The sequence below is a fragment of the Roseovarius sp. MBR-154 genome (assembly GCF_053628595.1).
This window is the reverse complement of record NZ_JBRJGR010000001.1, coordinates 19,194-31,841: the sequence shown is the minus strand read 5'-3', so window position 1 is coordinate 31,841 and position 12,648 is coordinate 19,194. Positions and strand designations below refer to the sequence as shown.

The window sequence follows — 12,648 nt, the reverse complement described above, 5'->3', positions numbered from 1 at the left end:
TTTCCATGTTTCGCTATCTGATGACCTCGACCGCGCTTGTCGCCGGGCTGGCGCTGAGCACGCCGCTTGTGGCGCAGGATACGCCGAGCGCCGAGACCGTCGTTGCCACCGTGGGCGATACCGAGATCACGCTGGGGCACATGCTTGCGCTGCGCGCGGGCCTGCCGCAGCAATACGATCAGGTGCCGCCGGAGGTGCTGTTCAAGGGCGTGCTGGATCAACTGGTGCAGCAGACGCTATTGATGCAGTCGCATGAGGGAGAGCCGTCGCTGGCCGCGCAGATGCAGCTCGACAACGAGCGGCGCGCGATCCTTGCCGCGGATGTGGCCGACGATGTTCTCAATGACGCGCTGACCGACGAGGCGCTGCAAGAGGCCTATGAGGCGCGCTATGCCGATGCGGACCCCGAGACCGAGTACAAGGCCGCGCATATCCTCGTGGAAACCGAGGAAGAGGCGAAAAAGCTGATCGAGGAGATCGAGGGCGGGGCAAATTTCGCGGCCCTCGCGCAGGAGCACTCCACCGGCCCCTCGGGCCCCTCGGGCGGTGATCTGGGCTGGTTCGGCGATGGCGTCATGGTGCCCGAGTTCTTCGACGCGGTGGCGGCCCTCGGCGAAGGCGGGGTTTCGGCCCCGGTGCAGACGCAATTCGGCTGGCATGTGATCCAGCTCAAGGAGACCCGGGTCAAGGAACGCCCCGAGCTTGACGCGGTGCGCGACGAGTTGGCGGGCGAGCTGCGCCAGGCGGCGTTTGACGCCTATATCTCGGAGCTTGAGGCCGAAAGCAGTGTCGCGCGTGACGCGGGCGACGCGCTTGACCCCGCGTTGATCAACCAGACCGATCTTCTGGAGAACTGAGCCATGGGCGCCAAACCGCCGCTTTCCCCGCTGGCCCCGGCGGGCTTTCCCGAATTGCCCGAGATCGCCGGGGTGAGCTTTGCGACCACGGCGGCGGGGGTGCGCTACAAGGACCGCACCGACGTGATGCTGGCCAGCCTTGCGCCGGGGACGGCGGTGGCGGGGGTGTTCACCCGCTCGGCCACGCGGTCGGCGGCGGTGCTGGATTGCCAGGCCAAGATCGGCGGCGCGCCCGAGGGCGGGGCCGCGATCCTCGTCAATTCCGGCAACGCCAATGCCTTTACCGGGCGTCGCGGGGCCGATTCGGTCAGCGCGGTGACGGGGGCGGTGGCCGAGACGCTGGGCATCCCGGCGGCGCGGGTGTTTTCCTCCTCAACCGGCGTGATCGGCGAGCCGCTGCCGCATGAGCGCATCACCGCCTGCCTCGCGGATCTGAAAGCCGCACTGTCGCCGCATGCGATCGAGACCGCGGCGCATGCGATCATGACGACCGATACCTTTCCAAAAGGATCGGGCACCACGATTACCATCGACGAGCAGACGGTGCATATCGCGGGCATCGCCAAGGGGTCGGGTATGATCGCGCCTGACATGGCGACGATGCTGGTCTATATCTTCACCGATGCTGCGATGGAGCAGGATGTGCTTCAGGACATGGTCAGCGCGCTCAACCGCACGACCTTCAACTGCATCACCGTGGACAGCGATACCTCGACCTCCGACACGCTTCTGGTGGCGGCGACCGGGGCCTCGGGCATCCGCGTGACCGAGACCGATGTCGGCTTCATGGAGGGGCTGCGGCGCGTCATGCTCGATCTGGCGCATCAGGTGGTGCGTGACGGCGAGGGTGCCACGAAATTCGTCGAGGTCTCGGTGACTGGCGGGGCCTCGGATGCCGAGGCCCATGTGCATGCCAAGGCCATCGCCAATTCGCCGCTGATCAAGACGGCGGTGGCGGGTGAGGACCCGAATTGGGGCCGCGTCGTGATGGCGGTGGGAAAATCCGGCGCGCGGGCAGATCGCGACCGGTTGTCGATCTGGTTCGGCGAGCTGGAGGTGGCGCGCGACGGCTTTGTCAGCCCCGACTATGACGAGGCGAAGGCGGCGGCCTATATGAAGAACCAGGAGATCGTGATCCATGTCGATCTGGGTCTTGGCGGCGGTACCGCGCGCGTCTGGACCTGCGATCTGACGCATGGCTATATCGACATCAACGCGGATTACCGGTCTTGAGAACGGTTCTGGTTTCGGCCGTGGCGCTGATCGACGTGGATGGGCGTATCCTGCTGACGCAGCGGCCCGAGGGCAAATCCATGGCCGGGCTGTGGGAATTTCCCGGCGGCAAGGTTGAGCCCGGCGAGACGCCCGAGCATGCGCTGATTCGCGAATTGCAAGAGGAGTTGGGCATCGACACATGGGCGTCGTGCCTGGCGCCGCTGACCTTTGCCAGCCATTCCTACGCCGAGTTTCACCTGCTGATGCCGCTCTTTGCCTGCCGTAAATGGCAGGGAATCCCGCAGGGCCGCGAAGGGCAGGCCCTCAAATGGGTGCGCGCGGGTGACCTCAAATCCTATCCGATGCCGCCCGCGGACATTCCGCTGATCCCGATCCTGCGCGATTGGCTCTGATGGCGCCGGGTTGGGACGGGTCATCGCAAGCTATCGAAATATACCCGGTAACATTGCTTTGATCACTGGGCGAAAAGACGAGGATTCAGAATACTTCCGTGCAATGATGGCAATGGTTGTGCCACAGCGCGCACCGTAGAAGGAAGATGAGGAATGCTCCGCACGATACAACTTGGTTCCTGCACCTTGGTTCAGGGTCTCTTTGTCCGACTTCTTGCGAACGGCTTCATGCAGGTGCGCGTCGGCGACCGGCTCTATGCGGGGCGTCCGGTATCAAGCCGAACGTGACGACGGCGACGGACAGAAAAAAGGCGGCTCCGAGAGCCGCCTTTTTCGTTTGACTGACCTCAGGCCAATGTGCGGGTGACTTCCTCGCGTTCGAAAATCTCGATCACATCGCCTTCGCGGATGTCGTCGTAACTCTCGAAGGCCATGCCGCATTCCTGACCGGATTGCACCTCGGCAACCTCGTCCTTGAACCGCTTGAGCGTCTTGAGCGTGCCTTCGTGGACCACCACGTCGTCGCGCAGCAGGCGCACACCGGCAGAGCGGCGGGCGACGCCTTCGGTGACCAGACAGCCCGCGACGCGGCCTACGCCGGTGACCTTGAAGACTTCCCGAATTTCGGCATAGCCGATGAACTTCTCGCGAATTTCCGCGCCCAGAAGACCGCTCGCCGCCGCTTTCACATCGTCCACCAGATCGTAGATCACCGAGTAGTAGCGGATCTCCACGCCTTTCTGGTTTGCGCTGTTGCGCGCAGGCGCATTGGCCCGGACGTTGAAGCCCAGAACCGGTGCGCCCGAGGCCTCGGCCAGGCCGATATCGGATTCGGTGATGGCACCGACGCCCGAGTGGAGCACGCGCACGCGCACCTCCTCGTTGCCGATCTTCTCCATCGCCTGCACGATCGCCTCGGCAGAGCCTTGCACGTCGGCCTTGACCACGATGGGCAGTTCCTTGACGTTCTCGTCTTCCTTGGCCTTGGCCAGAAGCTGCTCCAGAGAGGTGCCCGCCCCGGCGGTGGCACGCTTTTCCTTGGCGGCATTGGCGCGGTACTCTGCGATCTCGCGGGCCTGTCCCTCGGTCTCGACGACGTTGAGCACGTCACCGGCCTCGGGGGTGCCATTGAGGCCAAGAACCTCGACCGGCACCGACGGCCCGGCCTCCTTGACGCGCTCGCCACGGTCGTTGATCAGCGCGCGGACCTTGCCGAATTGCTCGCCCACGACAAAGATGTCGCCCTGCCGCAGCGTGCCTTTCTGTACCAGCACCGTGGCCACGGGGCCACGGCCCACGTCAAGCTGCGCCTCGATCACGGCCCCTTCGGCGGCGCGATTCGGGTTGGCCTTGAGTTCGAGAATCTCGGCCTGCAACGCGATTGCCTCGAGCAACTCGTCCAGACCCTGGCCCGTGACCGCCGAGACTTCGACATCCTGGACATCGCCCGACATCGCCTCGACCACCACTTCGTGGCGCAGGAGATCGGAGCGCACCTTGTCGGGATCGGCGGCGGGCAGGTCGACCTTGTTGATCGCCACGATCATCGGCACCTTGGCAGCCTTGGCGTGATTGATCGCCTCGACGGTCTGTGGCATCACCGCGTCATCGGCGGCCACCACAAGTACGACGATATCCGTCACCTGCGCCCCGCGCGAGCGCATCGAGGTAAAGGCCGCGTGGCCCGGCGTGTCAAGGAAGCTGAGCACCGCACCATTCTCGGTGGTGACCTGATAGGCGCCGATATGTTGGGTGATGCCGCCCGCCTCTCCGGCGACGACCTTGGCGTCGCGGATCGCATCCAGAAGCGAGGTCTTGCCGTGGTCGACATGGCCCATGATGGTGATCACCGGCGGACGCGGCTGCATATCCTCAGGCTTGTCCTCGACCGTGGCGATCACGTCCTCGACATCCGAATCGCTGACGCGCACCACACGGTGGCCGAATTCCTCGATGATGAGTTCTGCCGTATCGGCGTCGATCGACTGGTTCTGTGTGACCATCATGCCGTTCTGCATCAGCGCCTTGACCACATCGCCCACGCGTTCGGCCATGCGGTTGGCGAGTTCGGAGACGACGATCACCTCTGGCAGTTGCACATCGCGCACGACCTTTTCACGCTCTTGCGCGCCGCCCATGGCCTTTTGCCGGGCGCGCTCCTGCTTGCGCTTCATCGCGGCCATCGACTTCTGGCGTCCGCCTTCGCCGCCCGAAAGCGCCTGGTTGAGCGTCAGCTTGCCGGACCGGCGGACATCGTCGCCGCCACGGCCCTTGCCGCGGCGCACGCCCTTGTCATCCTCTTCGCGCTTGCGCGCGGCGGCGGCGGGTTTGGCTGGGGCCGCGCGCGCGGGGCCGGGGGTAACCTCGGGCTCGGACGGGGCCGCGGCCGGGGAGGCGGCGGCCTGTTCGGCCTCGCGTTTCTTGCGCTCGTCTTCCTCGGCCTTGGCGCGGGCGCGCTCTTCGGCCTCGCGCTGATCGCGCTCCTTGGCCTCGGCCTCTTCCCGGCGGCGCAGGCGCTCTTCCTCGCGGGCCTTTTCCTCGGCCTCGCGCTTGGCGGCATCGTCGGCCTCGCGCGCCTTGGCGGCGGCGAGCGCCTTCATCCGGCGATCCATCTCGGCGTCGGAAATCCCGGCAGGGCGCTTGGCGGAGCTTGCCTGGCCTGCGGATTTCTGTGCCGCGCCCGCAGCGCCGGGCGCGGCGCTCGGCTTGGGCACGACCACGCGCTTGCGCTTGGTTTCCACCACGACGTTCTTGGTCCGGCCATGGCTGAAGCTTTGCTTCACGTTGCCGGGCCGGGACCCGCCGCCACGCACACCCAAAGGTTTCTTTCCGTCGTTGTCGCTCATATTCTCTTACTTTCCTTTCCGGCGCGCAGTCTCGCCGTCCGAGACGCGCAGACCCTTCAGTCTTGCCGCCTCCTCTACAACACGTTTGCACAAACCTCCAGCACCCAGTGCCGCGTGAATCGTGCTTTGACGCCCGAAGGCCTGACCCAGTTCATCGGCGGTCAGCCAGCCGATGAAAGAGCCGCCATAGGGCGTGCTCAATTTCGATTTTCCGCGCTCCGAGCCGTCGCTGGCCTGGATCAGAACCTCGGCCTCGTCCTTCGCCAGCCAGTCCTTGACCCGTTCATAGCCCGAGGTCGCGGCCCCGCCCTTGCGCATGAGGCTGATCAGGTTCAGCACCCGTTGCGCCAGCAGCGTCTCGACCTGATCCACCAGATCCTCGGGCACCTTCACCGGCTGCCGTGCGGCGCGGGCGAACAGCCCTTTCTTGGCGGCCTTGGCCAGTGCTGCACGATCCGCCGAGACCCAGATGCCGCGCCCCGGCAGCTTTTCGGCCAGGTCGGGGGCGATCTGGCCCTCGGGGCCGATCACGAAACGGATCAGCCCATGCTTCGGCTGCACCTCGCCCGTGGCGATGCATTTACGCTCTGGACCGTCGGTCCGGTCTTTGGGTTGCCCGCCGCGCCCCATCAGGTGCCTCTGAGGCCTGATAAATCAGGCCTCAGCCTCCATGTCATTGCCGTCGGTCTCATCGACCCCGGGCTCCAGATCCGCAGGATCGACCCAGCCAAGCATGACGCGTGCCGTCATGACCATATTTTGCGCCTCTTCGAGCGAGACGTCAAACTTCTCCAGAATACCTTCGTCCTTGACACGTTCACCGTTCACCGTGGTCCAGCCGCCTGCCAGTTCCCAGTCGGCGCAGGTGGCGAAATCCTCGAGCGATTTGACGTCATCCTCGGCCAGAGCCTGCACCATCTGGGGTGTCAGACCCTCGAATTCAACAAGGCTGTCCTCAACCCCGAGTTCGCGGGCCTTGGCGAGTGCCGCCGCGGTCTGCGCCTCGAGCACGTCACGCGCCCGCGCCTGAAGCTCGCCGGCGGTGGCCTCATCGACCCCGTCGATCACCAGAAGCTCGTCGAGCTCCACATAGGCGACCTCTTCCAGCGTGGTGAACCCTTCGGCCACCAGAAGCTGCGCGAAGAATTCGTCGAGATCGAGCGTGTCCATGAAGAGCTTGGTGCGCTCCTCGAATTCCTTCTGACGGCGCTCGCTGTCCTCGGCCTCGGTCATGATGTCGATGTCGAGCCCGGTCAGCTGGCTGGCGAGACGCACGTTCTGCCCGCGCCGTCCGATGGCGAGTGAGAGCTGCTCTTCGGGCACCACGACCTCGATGCGCTGTGCGTCCTCGTCGATCACCACCTTGCTGACCTCGGCGGGCTGCAACGCGTTGACAAGGAAGGTCGCCTGATCCTCGTTCCACGGGATGATGTCGATCTTCTCGCCCTGAAGCTCGTTGACCACGGCCTGCACGCGGCTGCCGCGCATGCCGACGCAGGCCCCGACCGGGTCGATCGAGCTGTCATAGGAGATCACGGCAATCTTGGCGCGGCTGCCGGGGTCGCGGGCCACGGCCTTGATCTCGATGATGCCATCGTAGATTTCCGGCACTTCCATCTTGAACAGTTCGGCCATGAATTGCGGCTCGGTCCGGCTGAGGAAAATCTGCGGGCCGCGCTGTTCGCGGCGCACGTCCTTGACGTAGCAGCGGATGCGGTCGCCGGGGCGGTACGCCTCGCGCCCGATCTTTTCGTTGCGGCGCAGGATGCCCTCGCCCGCGCCCACATCGACGATGACGTTGCCATATTCCTCGCGCTTGACGACACCGTTGATGATGGTGCCCGCGCGGTCCTTGAATTCCTCGTATTGACGGTCGCGCTCGGCTTCGCGCACCTTTTGCAGGATCACCTGCTTGGCGCTTTGCGCCGCGATGCGGCCCATCTCTACGGGCGGCACTTCCTCGACCAGGGTGTCTCCGACCTTGGGGTCCTCGAGATGCTGCCTGGCCTGTTCGACGGTCATCTCGGCCTGATAATTCTCGAGCGCGTCATCCTCGACCACGGTGCGCACGCGGGTGAACCGGGCGCGACCGGTCTTGCGGTCGATATTCACGCGGATATCCATCTCGCTGCCGTAGCGGCTCTTGGCGGCGCGGGCGAGGCTCTCTTCCATCGCCTCGACCACGAGGCCCGGGTCGATCATCTTCTCTCGCGCCACCGCTTCTGCGGTCTGCAACAGCTCAAGCTGGTTGGCCGATGTGATTGCCATGGTCTCAGTCCTCCTCAGAACCGCTGTCGGTTTCGATCTCGTCAAATTGGTCTTCGTTGATGGTGCCCGCGGCCTTGCGCTGTCGCAGCATCTCGCGGATCAGCTCTTCGGTCAGCACCAGCTTGGCGTCAGACAGCCAGTCGAAATCGAGCCCGATGGTGCCCTCCTCGACATTGATCAGCACCTCGTTGCCTTCGATACCGGCCAGCATGCCCTTGAAGCGCTTGCGCCCGTCGATCATCTCTGAGGTCTCGATCTTGGCCTCGTAGCCCTCGAACGCCTCGAAATCCTTGAGCCGGGTCAGCGGTCGGTCGATGCCGGGGCTCGACACTTCCAGCGTATAGGCGTCGAGGATCGGGTCCTCGACATCAAGAATGGCGCTGACGGCGGTGCTGATCTCGGCGCAGTCATCCACCTCGATCCCGCCCTCGGGCTTGTCGGCCATGATTTGAAGGGTATGCGTCTTGCCGCCCATCAGTCGGACGCGCACCAGCTCATAGCCCATGTCCTCGATCACCGGGGTGATGATCTCGGCCAGTCGGCGATCAATCGCGGCTTTGGCAATCAGGTCGTTGGTCATTGTATCCAGACACAAAAAAACGGGCGCGCGGCCCGTCACACTTTCCGGTGGAGCCTTCGGAGTGGACCCGAAAGCGCCGCTGTTGACGGGGATATAGGCCGCTTGGCGCGGATTTGCAAGCAGGCTTTTCGGCGCTAGCGCAGCGCCCGTCGCAGGCGGCGCCCGATTTGCGTGACATCGCGCAGGACCGGCAGTCGGTCGAACCAGCGCAACTCGTGAATATCCGTGCGCGAGGCGCGTTGCACCCCCAATGTAGGCGAGACTGCCAGCGTCACCATCGCGGGATGATCTGCCCGGAAATGCGAATAGGCGCCGTCGACATGCATCGGCCCGCCCGCAGGATCGCCCACCTCGCGCTGCGTGATCGCGGTCAGGTAGGGCACCAGCGCCTCGATGGCGGCTCTGCGGAAGGCCATGAAGTGACAGCATAAAACCGGTAGCGCCGGGTCGAGGCGCAGCAGCCCGTCATCGGCCGCAAGACCGTGGGCCGCAGCATCGAACCCACCATAGAAGATATCCCAGTCGCGCGTGCTCAGCGCCGCCAGCACCGCCGGGGCGCGGCGCTCGAAATCGGAGCTGAAGTCGAGATCGTCCTCGCACAGGATGAACCCCGGCAGGCCATCGTCGCGCGCCTGCCGCAGCACGTCAAGCTGGCTGAGGAAGCAGCCGCGCGTGCCAAGCGTGGGAAAGCCGGCAAGGCTGTCGGGCCGGATCGCATCGAAGATCGCGACCTGCGGATGATCGAAGCCGAGCCCGATTCGCGCCAGTTGTGCGTTGAATTCGCGGCGTCGATCCGGCCGCGAGGCAAGGTTGATGACGCGGATCGGGCCGAGGCATTCTGTCATGCGGGATCCGACAGAGGTCATCGGTGCGGCCTTTCGTGATCTGGCTTCTGACAATGACCATATGGTGCGTCAGTTTCCCGCACAAGCGGTGCCACCGAAGCGCTGCTGCCATGAGGGGAGCAGGTCCCCGGGCAGGCTGCGCGCGCTGAACACCGCGCGCGCGATCGCCCGCGCCATGACACAGGCCGCGGCATGGCCCAGCATCACCTGCCCCGCCAGATCGGGGGCAGGCCGCGCGCCGGTCGCGGCGGCAAAAATCAGGTCGCCATCCATCAGCGTGTGCGACGGCACCAACGCGCGGGCAAAGCCGTCATGCGCAGCGGTGGCCAGCCGCGTGCACTGCGCCTGTGTCAGCGTCGCATCGGTGGCGACGATGCCGATGGTGGTGTTGGCGTGCTGTGCCAGCTTGGTAGGGGCCAGCATTGGATCGGCATAGCCGCGCGCTGTGCCCAAGCCGCCAAATTCGTGCCCCAGTTCGAACGGGGCCGCCCAGAATTCCGGCCCATCGCCCACCGTGGCAGAGCCAAGCGCATTCACGGCCACCAGCGCGCCTACAGTCGTGCCACCCGGTAGAACGACCGAGGCCGAGCCAAGCCCGCCCTTGAGCGTCGCCGTGGCGGCTCCGGTGCCTGCGCCTGCGCTGCCGATCTCGAATGTCTCTGACGCGACCCAAAGCGCTGTGCGGCCAAGCGCCTTGTAGGGGTTGTCGGACCAGTCCTTTTCCCCCCCGTTCAACAGATCGAACAGGATCGCCCCCGGCACGATCGGTACGCGCACATCCCCCACGGCAAAGCCGCGCTCCATATCGCGCAACCCGTCCGCCACGCCCGAAGCGGCATCGAGGCCAAAGGCCGACCCGCCCGACAGCACCAAAGCATCGACCTGCTCGACCACCCGGTCGGGGGCCAGCAGATCCGTCTCGCGCGTGCCCGGCGCGCCGCCCATGACATGCACGCCCGCGGTAAAGGGCGCATCGGCCACCAGCACCGTCACGCCCGAGCGCAAACCCATGTCCTGCGCATTGCCCACACGCAGCCCCGCAACATCGGTGATCAGATTTCGCGCGCGTGCCTGCGTTTTCATGCCGCAAATCTCCCTTTGGGTCGTAAATGATCTTGCCAGAGCGCGCGGGATAGGCAAGGACAGGTGTCAGGCCCGGGCGATGGCGTCGCTCCGACCAGGGCCTTTCCCAACAGTCCTGAACGCCGGGACCTTCTTTTGCAAGGAGGGTCACTATGACTGCACGTCCTGAATTTTATCGTTTCCACAATGGCGAAAAGGCCCCGCTGCCCTTTACCGTGGCAGAATACGAGGCGCGGGTCGCGGGCCTGCGCAGCATCATGGAGGCGGCGGGGGCAAGCGCCGTCGTCCTCACCTCGATGCACAACATCGCCTATTACTCGGGCTTTCTCTATTGTTCCTTTGGCCGCCCCTATGGCCTTGTCGTGACTGAAACCGCCTGCGTCACGATCAGCGCGGGCATCGACGCGGGGCAGCCGTGGCGGCGGTGCTTTTGCGACAACATCACCTATACCGACTGGCAGCGCGACAATTTCTGGCGCGCGGTGCGCGAGGTGGCAGGCGAGGGCGGTGTCATCGGCTACGAGGGCGATCACCTGACGCTGATGCAGCGCGACCGGCTGGAGGATTTCCTGAGGCCCCTGACGATGGTGGATCTCGCCCCGGCCACGATGCGCCAGCGGATGCGCAAATCGGGGGCCGAGATCGCGCTCATCCGGTCCTGCGCGCAGGTGGCGGATGTGGGCGGCTACGCCATCCGCGACGCCGTCAAGGTGGGTGCCCGCGAGATCGACGTGGCCATGGCGGGGCGCGACGCGATGGAAGCGGAGATCGCGCTGCGCTTTCCCGACGCCGAGTATCGCGACACATGGGTGTGGTTTCAGTCGGGTATCAACACCGACGGCGCGCATAACCCGGTGACGGCGCGGGCCATCGAGCGTGGCGATATCCTGTCGCTCAACACCTTTCCGATGGTCTCGGGTTATTACGTGGCGCTGGAACGCACCATGTTCGCGGGCGAGGTGGGCGCCGCCAGCCGCGCGATCTGGGAGGCGAATGTCGCCGCCCATGAATACGGCATGTCGCTCCTGAAACCGGGGGTGAGTTGCGCCGAGGTCACGCATCAGATCAACGCGTTTCTAGAGGCGCGCGACCTGCTGCAATACCGCACCTTCGGCTACGGCCACAGCTTCGGCATCCTGAGCCACTACTATGGCCGCGAGGCGGGGCTGGAACTGCGCGAGGATATCGACACGGTGCTGGAGCCGGGCATGGTCATCTCGATGGAGCCGATGCTGACGCTTGGCGCGGGGCAGCCCGGAGCGGGCGGCTACCGCGAGCACGACATTCTCGTGATCACCGAAGACGGCAACGAGAACATCACCGGCTATCCCTACGGCCCGGAGTTCAACGTGGTCGGCTGAGCCGGGGCGGGGCGGCACTGCGCCGCCCCGCAGGCCATCAGGCGAGGTGATCCACCACCTGCAAATGCTGCGCGAGGTGGCCCACCTCATCCAGATAGCGCGCGAGCAGTTTCGGGTCATGCGGTGCCGGGCTGACGCCTGCCGGTATCTCGCGGTTGAGCACCGATTCGACTGCCAGTGACACAGGGATGGACACCAGCCGCGCCATCGCCGTGCCGCGCGCATCGCCCCAGGCATCCATCACGTAGGTCTTGTGCCAGACCGGTTGCCCGGCCTTTTCCGCCTTGAGATCGACGCAGAGCACGACGCGATCCGCCTCGCCCTCGTCATACGCATGCTCTTGCCAGAACTGATCCGACATTTCCTTGAGCCGGGCCTCGCCCGCTTCGCCCTCCAGCGTCTCGATCTCTGCAAAGACGTCCTTCCACGCCTCGGACCAGCCACCCAGCCGTAGCGTGCCGCGCACGAAATCCTTGATCCGCCAGTCGGAATCGAACCGGTAATCGGCGATGAAGGGGATCGAATCGCGGTTGGGATAGACCTCGAAGGTTTCAGGGCGTGGCAGCGGCGCGTCATAGGTCGAGAGCGCATCCCAGGGCCGCGCGACGTTGAGTTCCGAGAAATCGCGGATCGAGCGCGACGGTGAGCGCAGCGCCTTGAGCACGCCCAAGGGGGACCAGCTGAACTTGTAGCGGAAGGGGTTCGGTACTTTCGGAACACCGCCGCAATAGGAGGTGAACGACAGGTCGTTGCCCGGATCGAACGCCTCGGATGCGCGATACTCGGCCACCAGGTGATGCGCCATCAGGTGGTCGATGCCGGGATCGAGACCGATCTCGTTGACGAGGCACAGCCCCTTGTCGCGTGCGGTGGCGTCCAGCGCCCGCATCTCGGGGGCGATGTAGGAGGACGAGACGAAATGCGCATCCTTGGACAGGCACAGCTCCGCCAGCGGCACATGCCAGTCGCCGGGCAGCATCGAGACGACGATATCGCCGGGCTTTAGCGCCGCGGCGAGCGCGTCCTTGTCAAAGGCGTTGATCCGGTCGGTCAGGTCGCCCACGGCCGCCTCTGCCTTGTCGGTCGAGCGGTTCCAGACGGTCACGTCATGGCCCGCCTGGATCAGTCGCCGCAGACCGGGAATGGCCGAAAGGCCGGTGCCGCACCAATGGATTGTCAT

At 65.2% G+C, this 12,648-nt stretch carries 11 protein-coding genes; 4 read left to right on the top strand and 7 right to left on the bottom strand.

Annotation, left to right across the window (positions count from 1 at the left end; all coding sequences use genetic code 11):
* The first annotated feature begins 5 nt into the window (after positions 1-5).
* Genes ACSSV4_RS00155 through mutT form a run of 3 tightly spaced genes read left to right on the top strand, consistent with a single transcriptional unit; the run spans position 6 to position 2,485 of the window.
* Positions 6-857, top strand: coding sequence for a peptidylprolyl isomerase (locus ACSSV4_RS00155; RefSeq protein ID WP_454272587.1), 852 nt, complete (start codon positions 6-8; stop codon positions 855-857).
* A gap of 3 nt (positions 858-860) precedes the next feature.
* Positions 861-2,090 carry a bifunctional glutamate N-acetyltransferase/amino-acid acetyltransferase ArgJ gene (gene argJ / locus ACSSV4_RS00150; RefSeq protein ID WP_454272586.1) on the top strand — a complete coding sequence of 410 codons (1,230 nt, stop codon included), beginning with the start codon at positions 861-863 and terminating at the stop codon, positions 2,088-2,090.
* A complete protein-coding gene (gene mutT / locus ACSSV4_RS00145) occupies positions 2,087-2,485 on the top strand; it encodes an 8-oxo-dGTP diphosphatase MutT (protein ID WP_454272584.1) in 399 nt (132 codons plus the stop codon). The genes argJ and mutT overlap by 4 nt, the downstream gene beginning before the upstream one ends.
* 347 nt (positions 2,486-2,832) lie before the next feature.
* On the opposite strand, the gene infB is transcribed toward mutT, so the two are convergent.
* The 6 genes from infB to ACSSV4_RS00115 all read right to left on the bottom strand — a co-directional run bounded on the left by infB (position 2,833) and on the right by ACSSV4_RS00115 (position 10,107).
* On the bottom strand, positions 2,833-5,331 hold the full coding sequence (infB, locus tag ACSSV4_RS00140) for a translation initiation factor IF-2 (RefSeq protein ID WP_454272582.1): 2,499 nt from the start codon (positions 5,329-5,331) through the stop codon (positions 2,833-2,835).
* A gap of 6 nt (positions 5,332-5,337) precedes the next feature.
* The gene (locus ACSSV4_RS00135; protein WP_454272580.1) at positions 5,338-5,961 is read right to left on the bottom strand and encodes an RNA-binding protein; all 624 of its coding nucleotides are present in this window, start codon (positions 5,959-5,961) and stop codon (positions 5,338-5,340) included.
* Between the two features lie 24 nt (positions 5,962-5,985).
* A complete protein-coding gene (gene nusA, locus ACSSV4_RS00130) occupies positions 5,986-7,599 on the bottom strand; it encodes a transcription termination factor NusA (RefSeq protein ID WP_454272578.1) in 1,614 nt (537 codons plus the stop codon).
* Between the two features lie 4 nt (positions 7,600-7,603).
* Positions 7,604-8,179 (bottom strand): ribosome maturation factor RimP, encoded by a 576-nt coding sequence (gene rimP / locus ACSSV4_RS00125; protein WP_454272576.1) that lies wholly within the window; start codon positions 8,177-8,179, stop codon positions 7,604-7,606.
* A 134-nt stretch (positions 8,180-8,313) separates the two neighbouring features.
* Positions 8,314-9,024: a hypothetical protein gene (locus tag ACSSV4_RS00120; protein WP_454272574.1), complete on the bottom strand. Its 711-nt coding sequence runs from the start codon at positions 9,022-9,024 to the stop codon at positions 8,314-8,316.
* A gap of 69 nt (positions 9,025-9,093) precedes the next feature.
* The gene (locus tag ACSSV4_RS00115; RefSeq protein WP_454272572.1) at positions 9,094-10,107 is read right to left on the bottom strand and encodes a P1 family peptidase; all 1,014 of its coding nucleotides are present in this window, start codon (positions 10,105-10,107) and stop codon (positions 9,094-9,096) included.
* A gap of 152 nt (positions 10,108-10,259) precedes the next feature.
* On the opposite strand from ACSSV4_RS00115, the gene ACSSV4_RS00110 reads away from it, so the two are divergent.
* A complete protein-coding gene (locus ACSSV4_RS00110) occupies positions 10,260-11,468 on the top strand; it encodes an aminopeptidase P family protein (protein WP_454272570.1) in 1,209 nt (402 codons plus the stop codon).
* A 37-nt stretch (positions 11,469-11,505) separates the two neighbouring features.
* On the opposite strand, the gene ACSSV4_RS00105 is transcribed toward ACSSV4_RS00110, so the two are convergent.
* Entirely contained in the window at positions 11,506-12,648 is a 1,143-nt protein-coding gene (locus tag ACSSV4_RS00105; RefSeq protein WP_454272568.1) for a saccharopine dehydrogenase family protein, read from the bottom strand.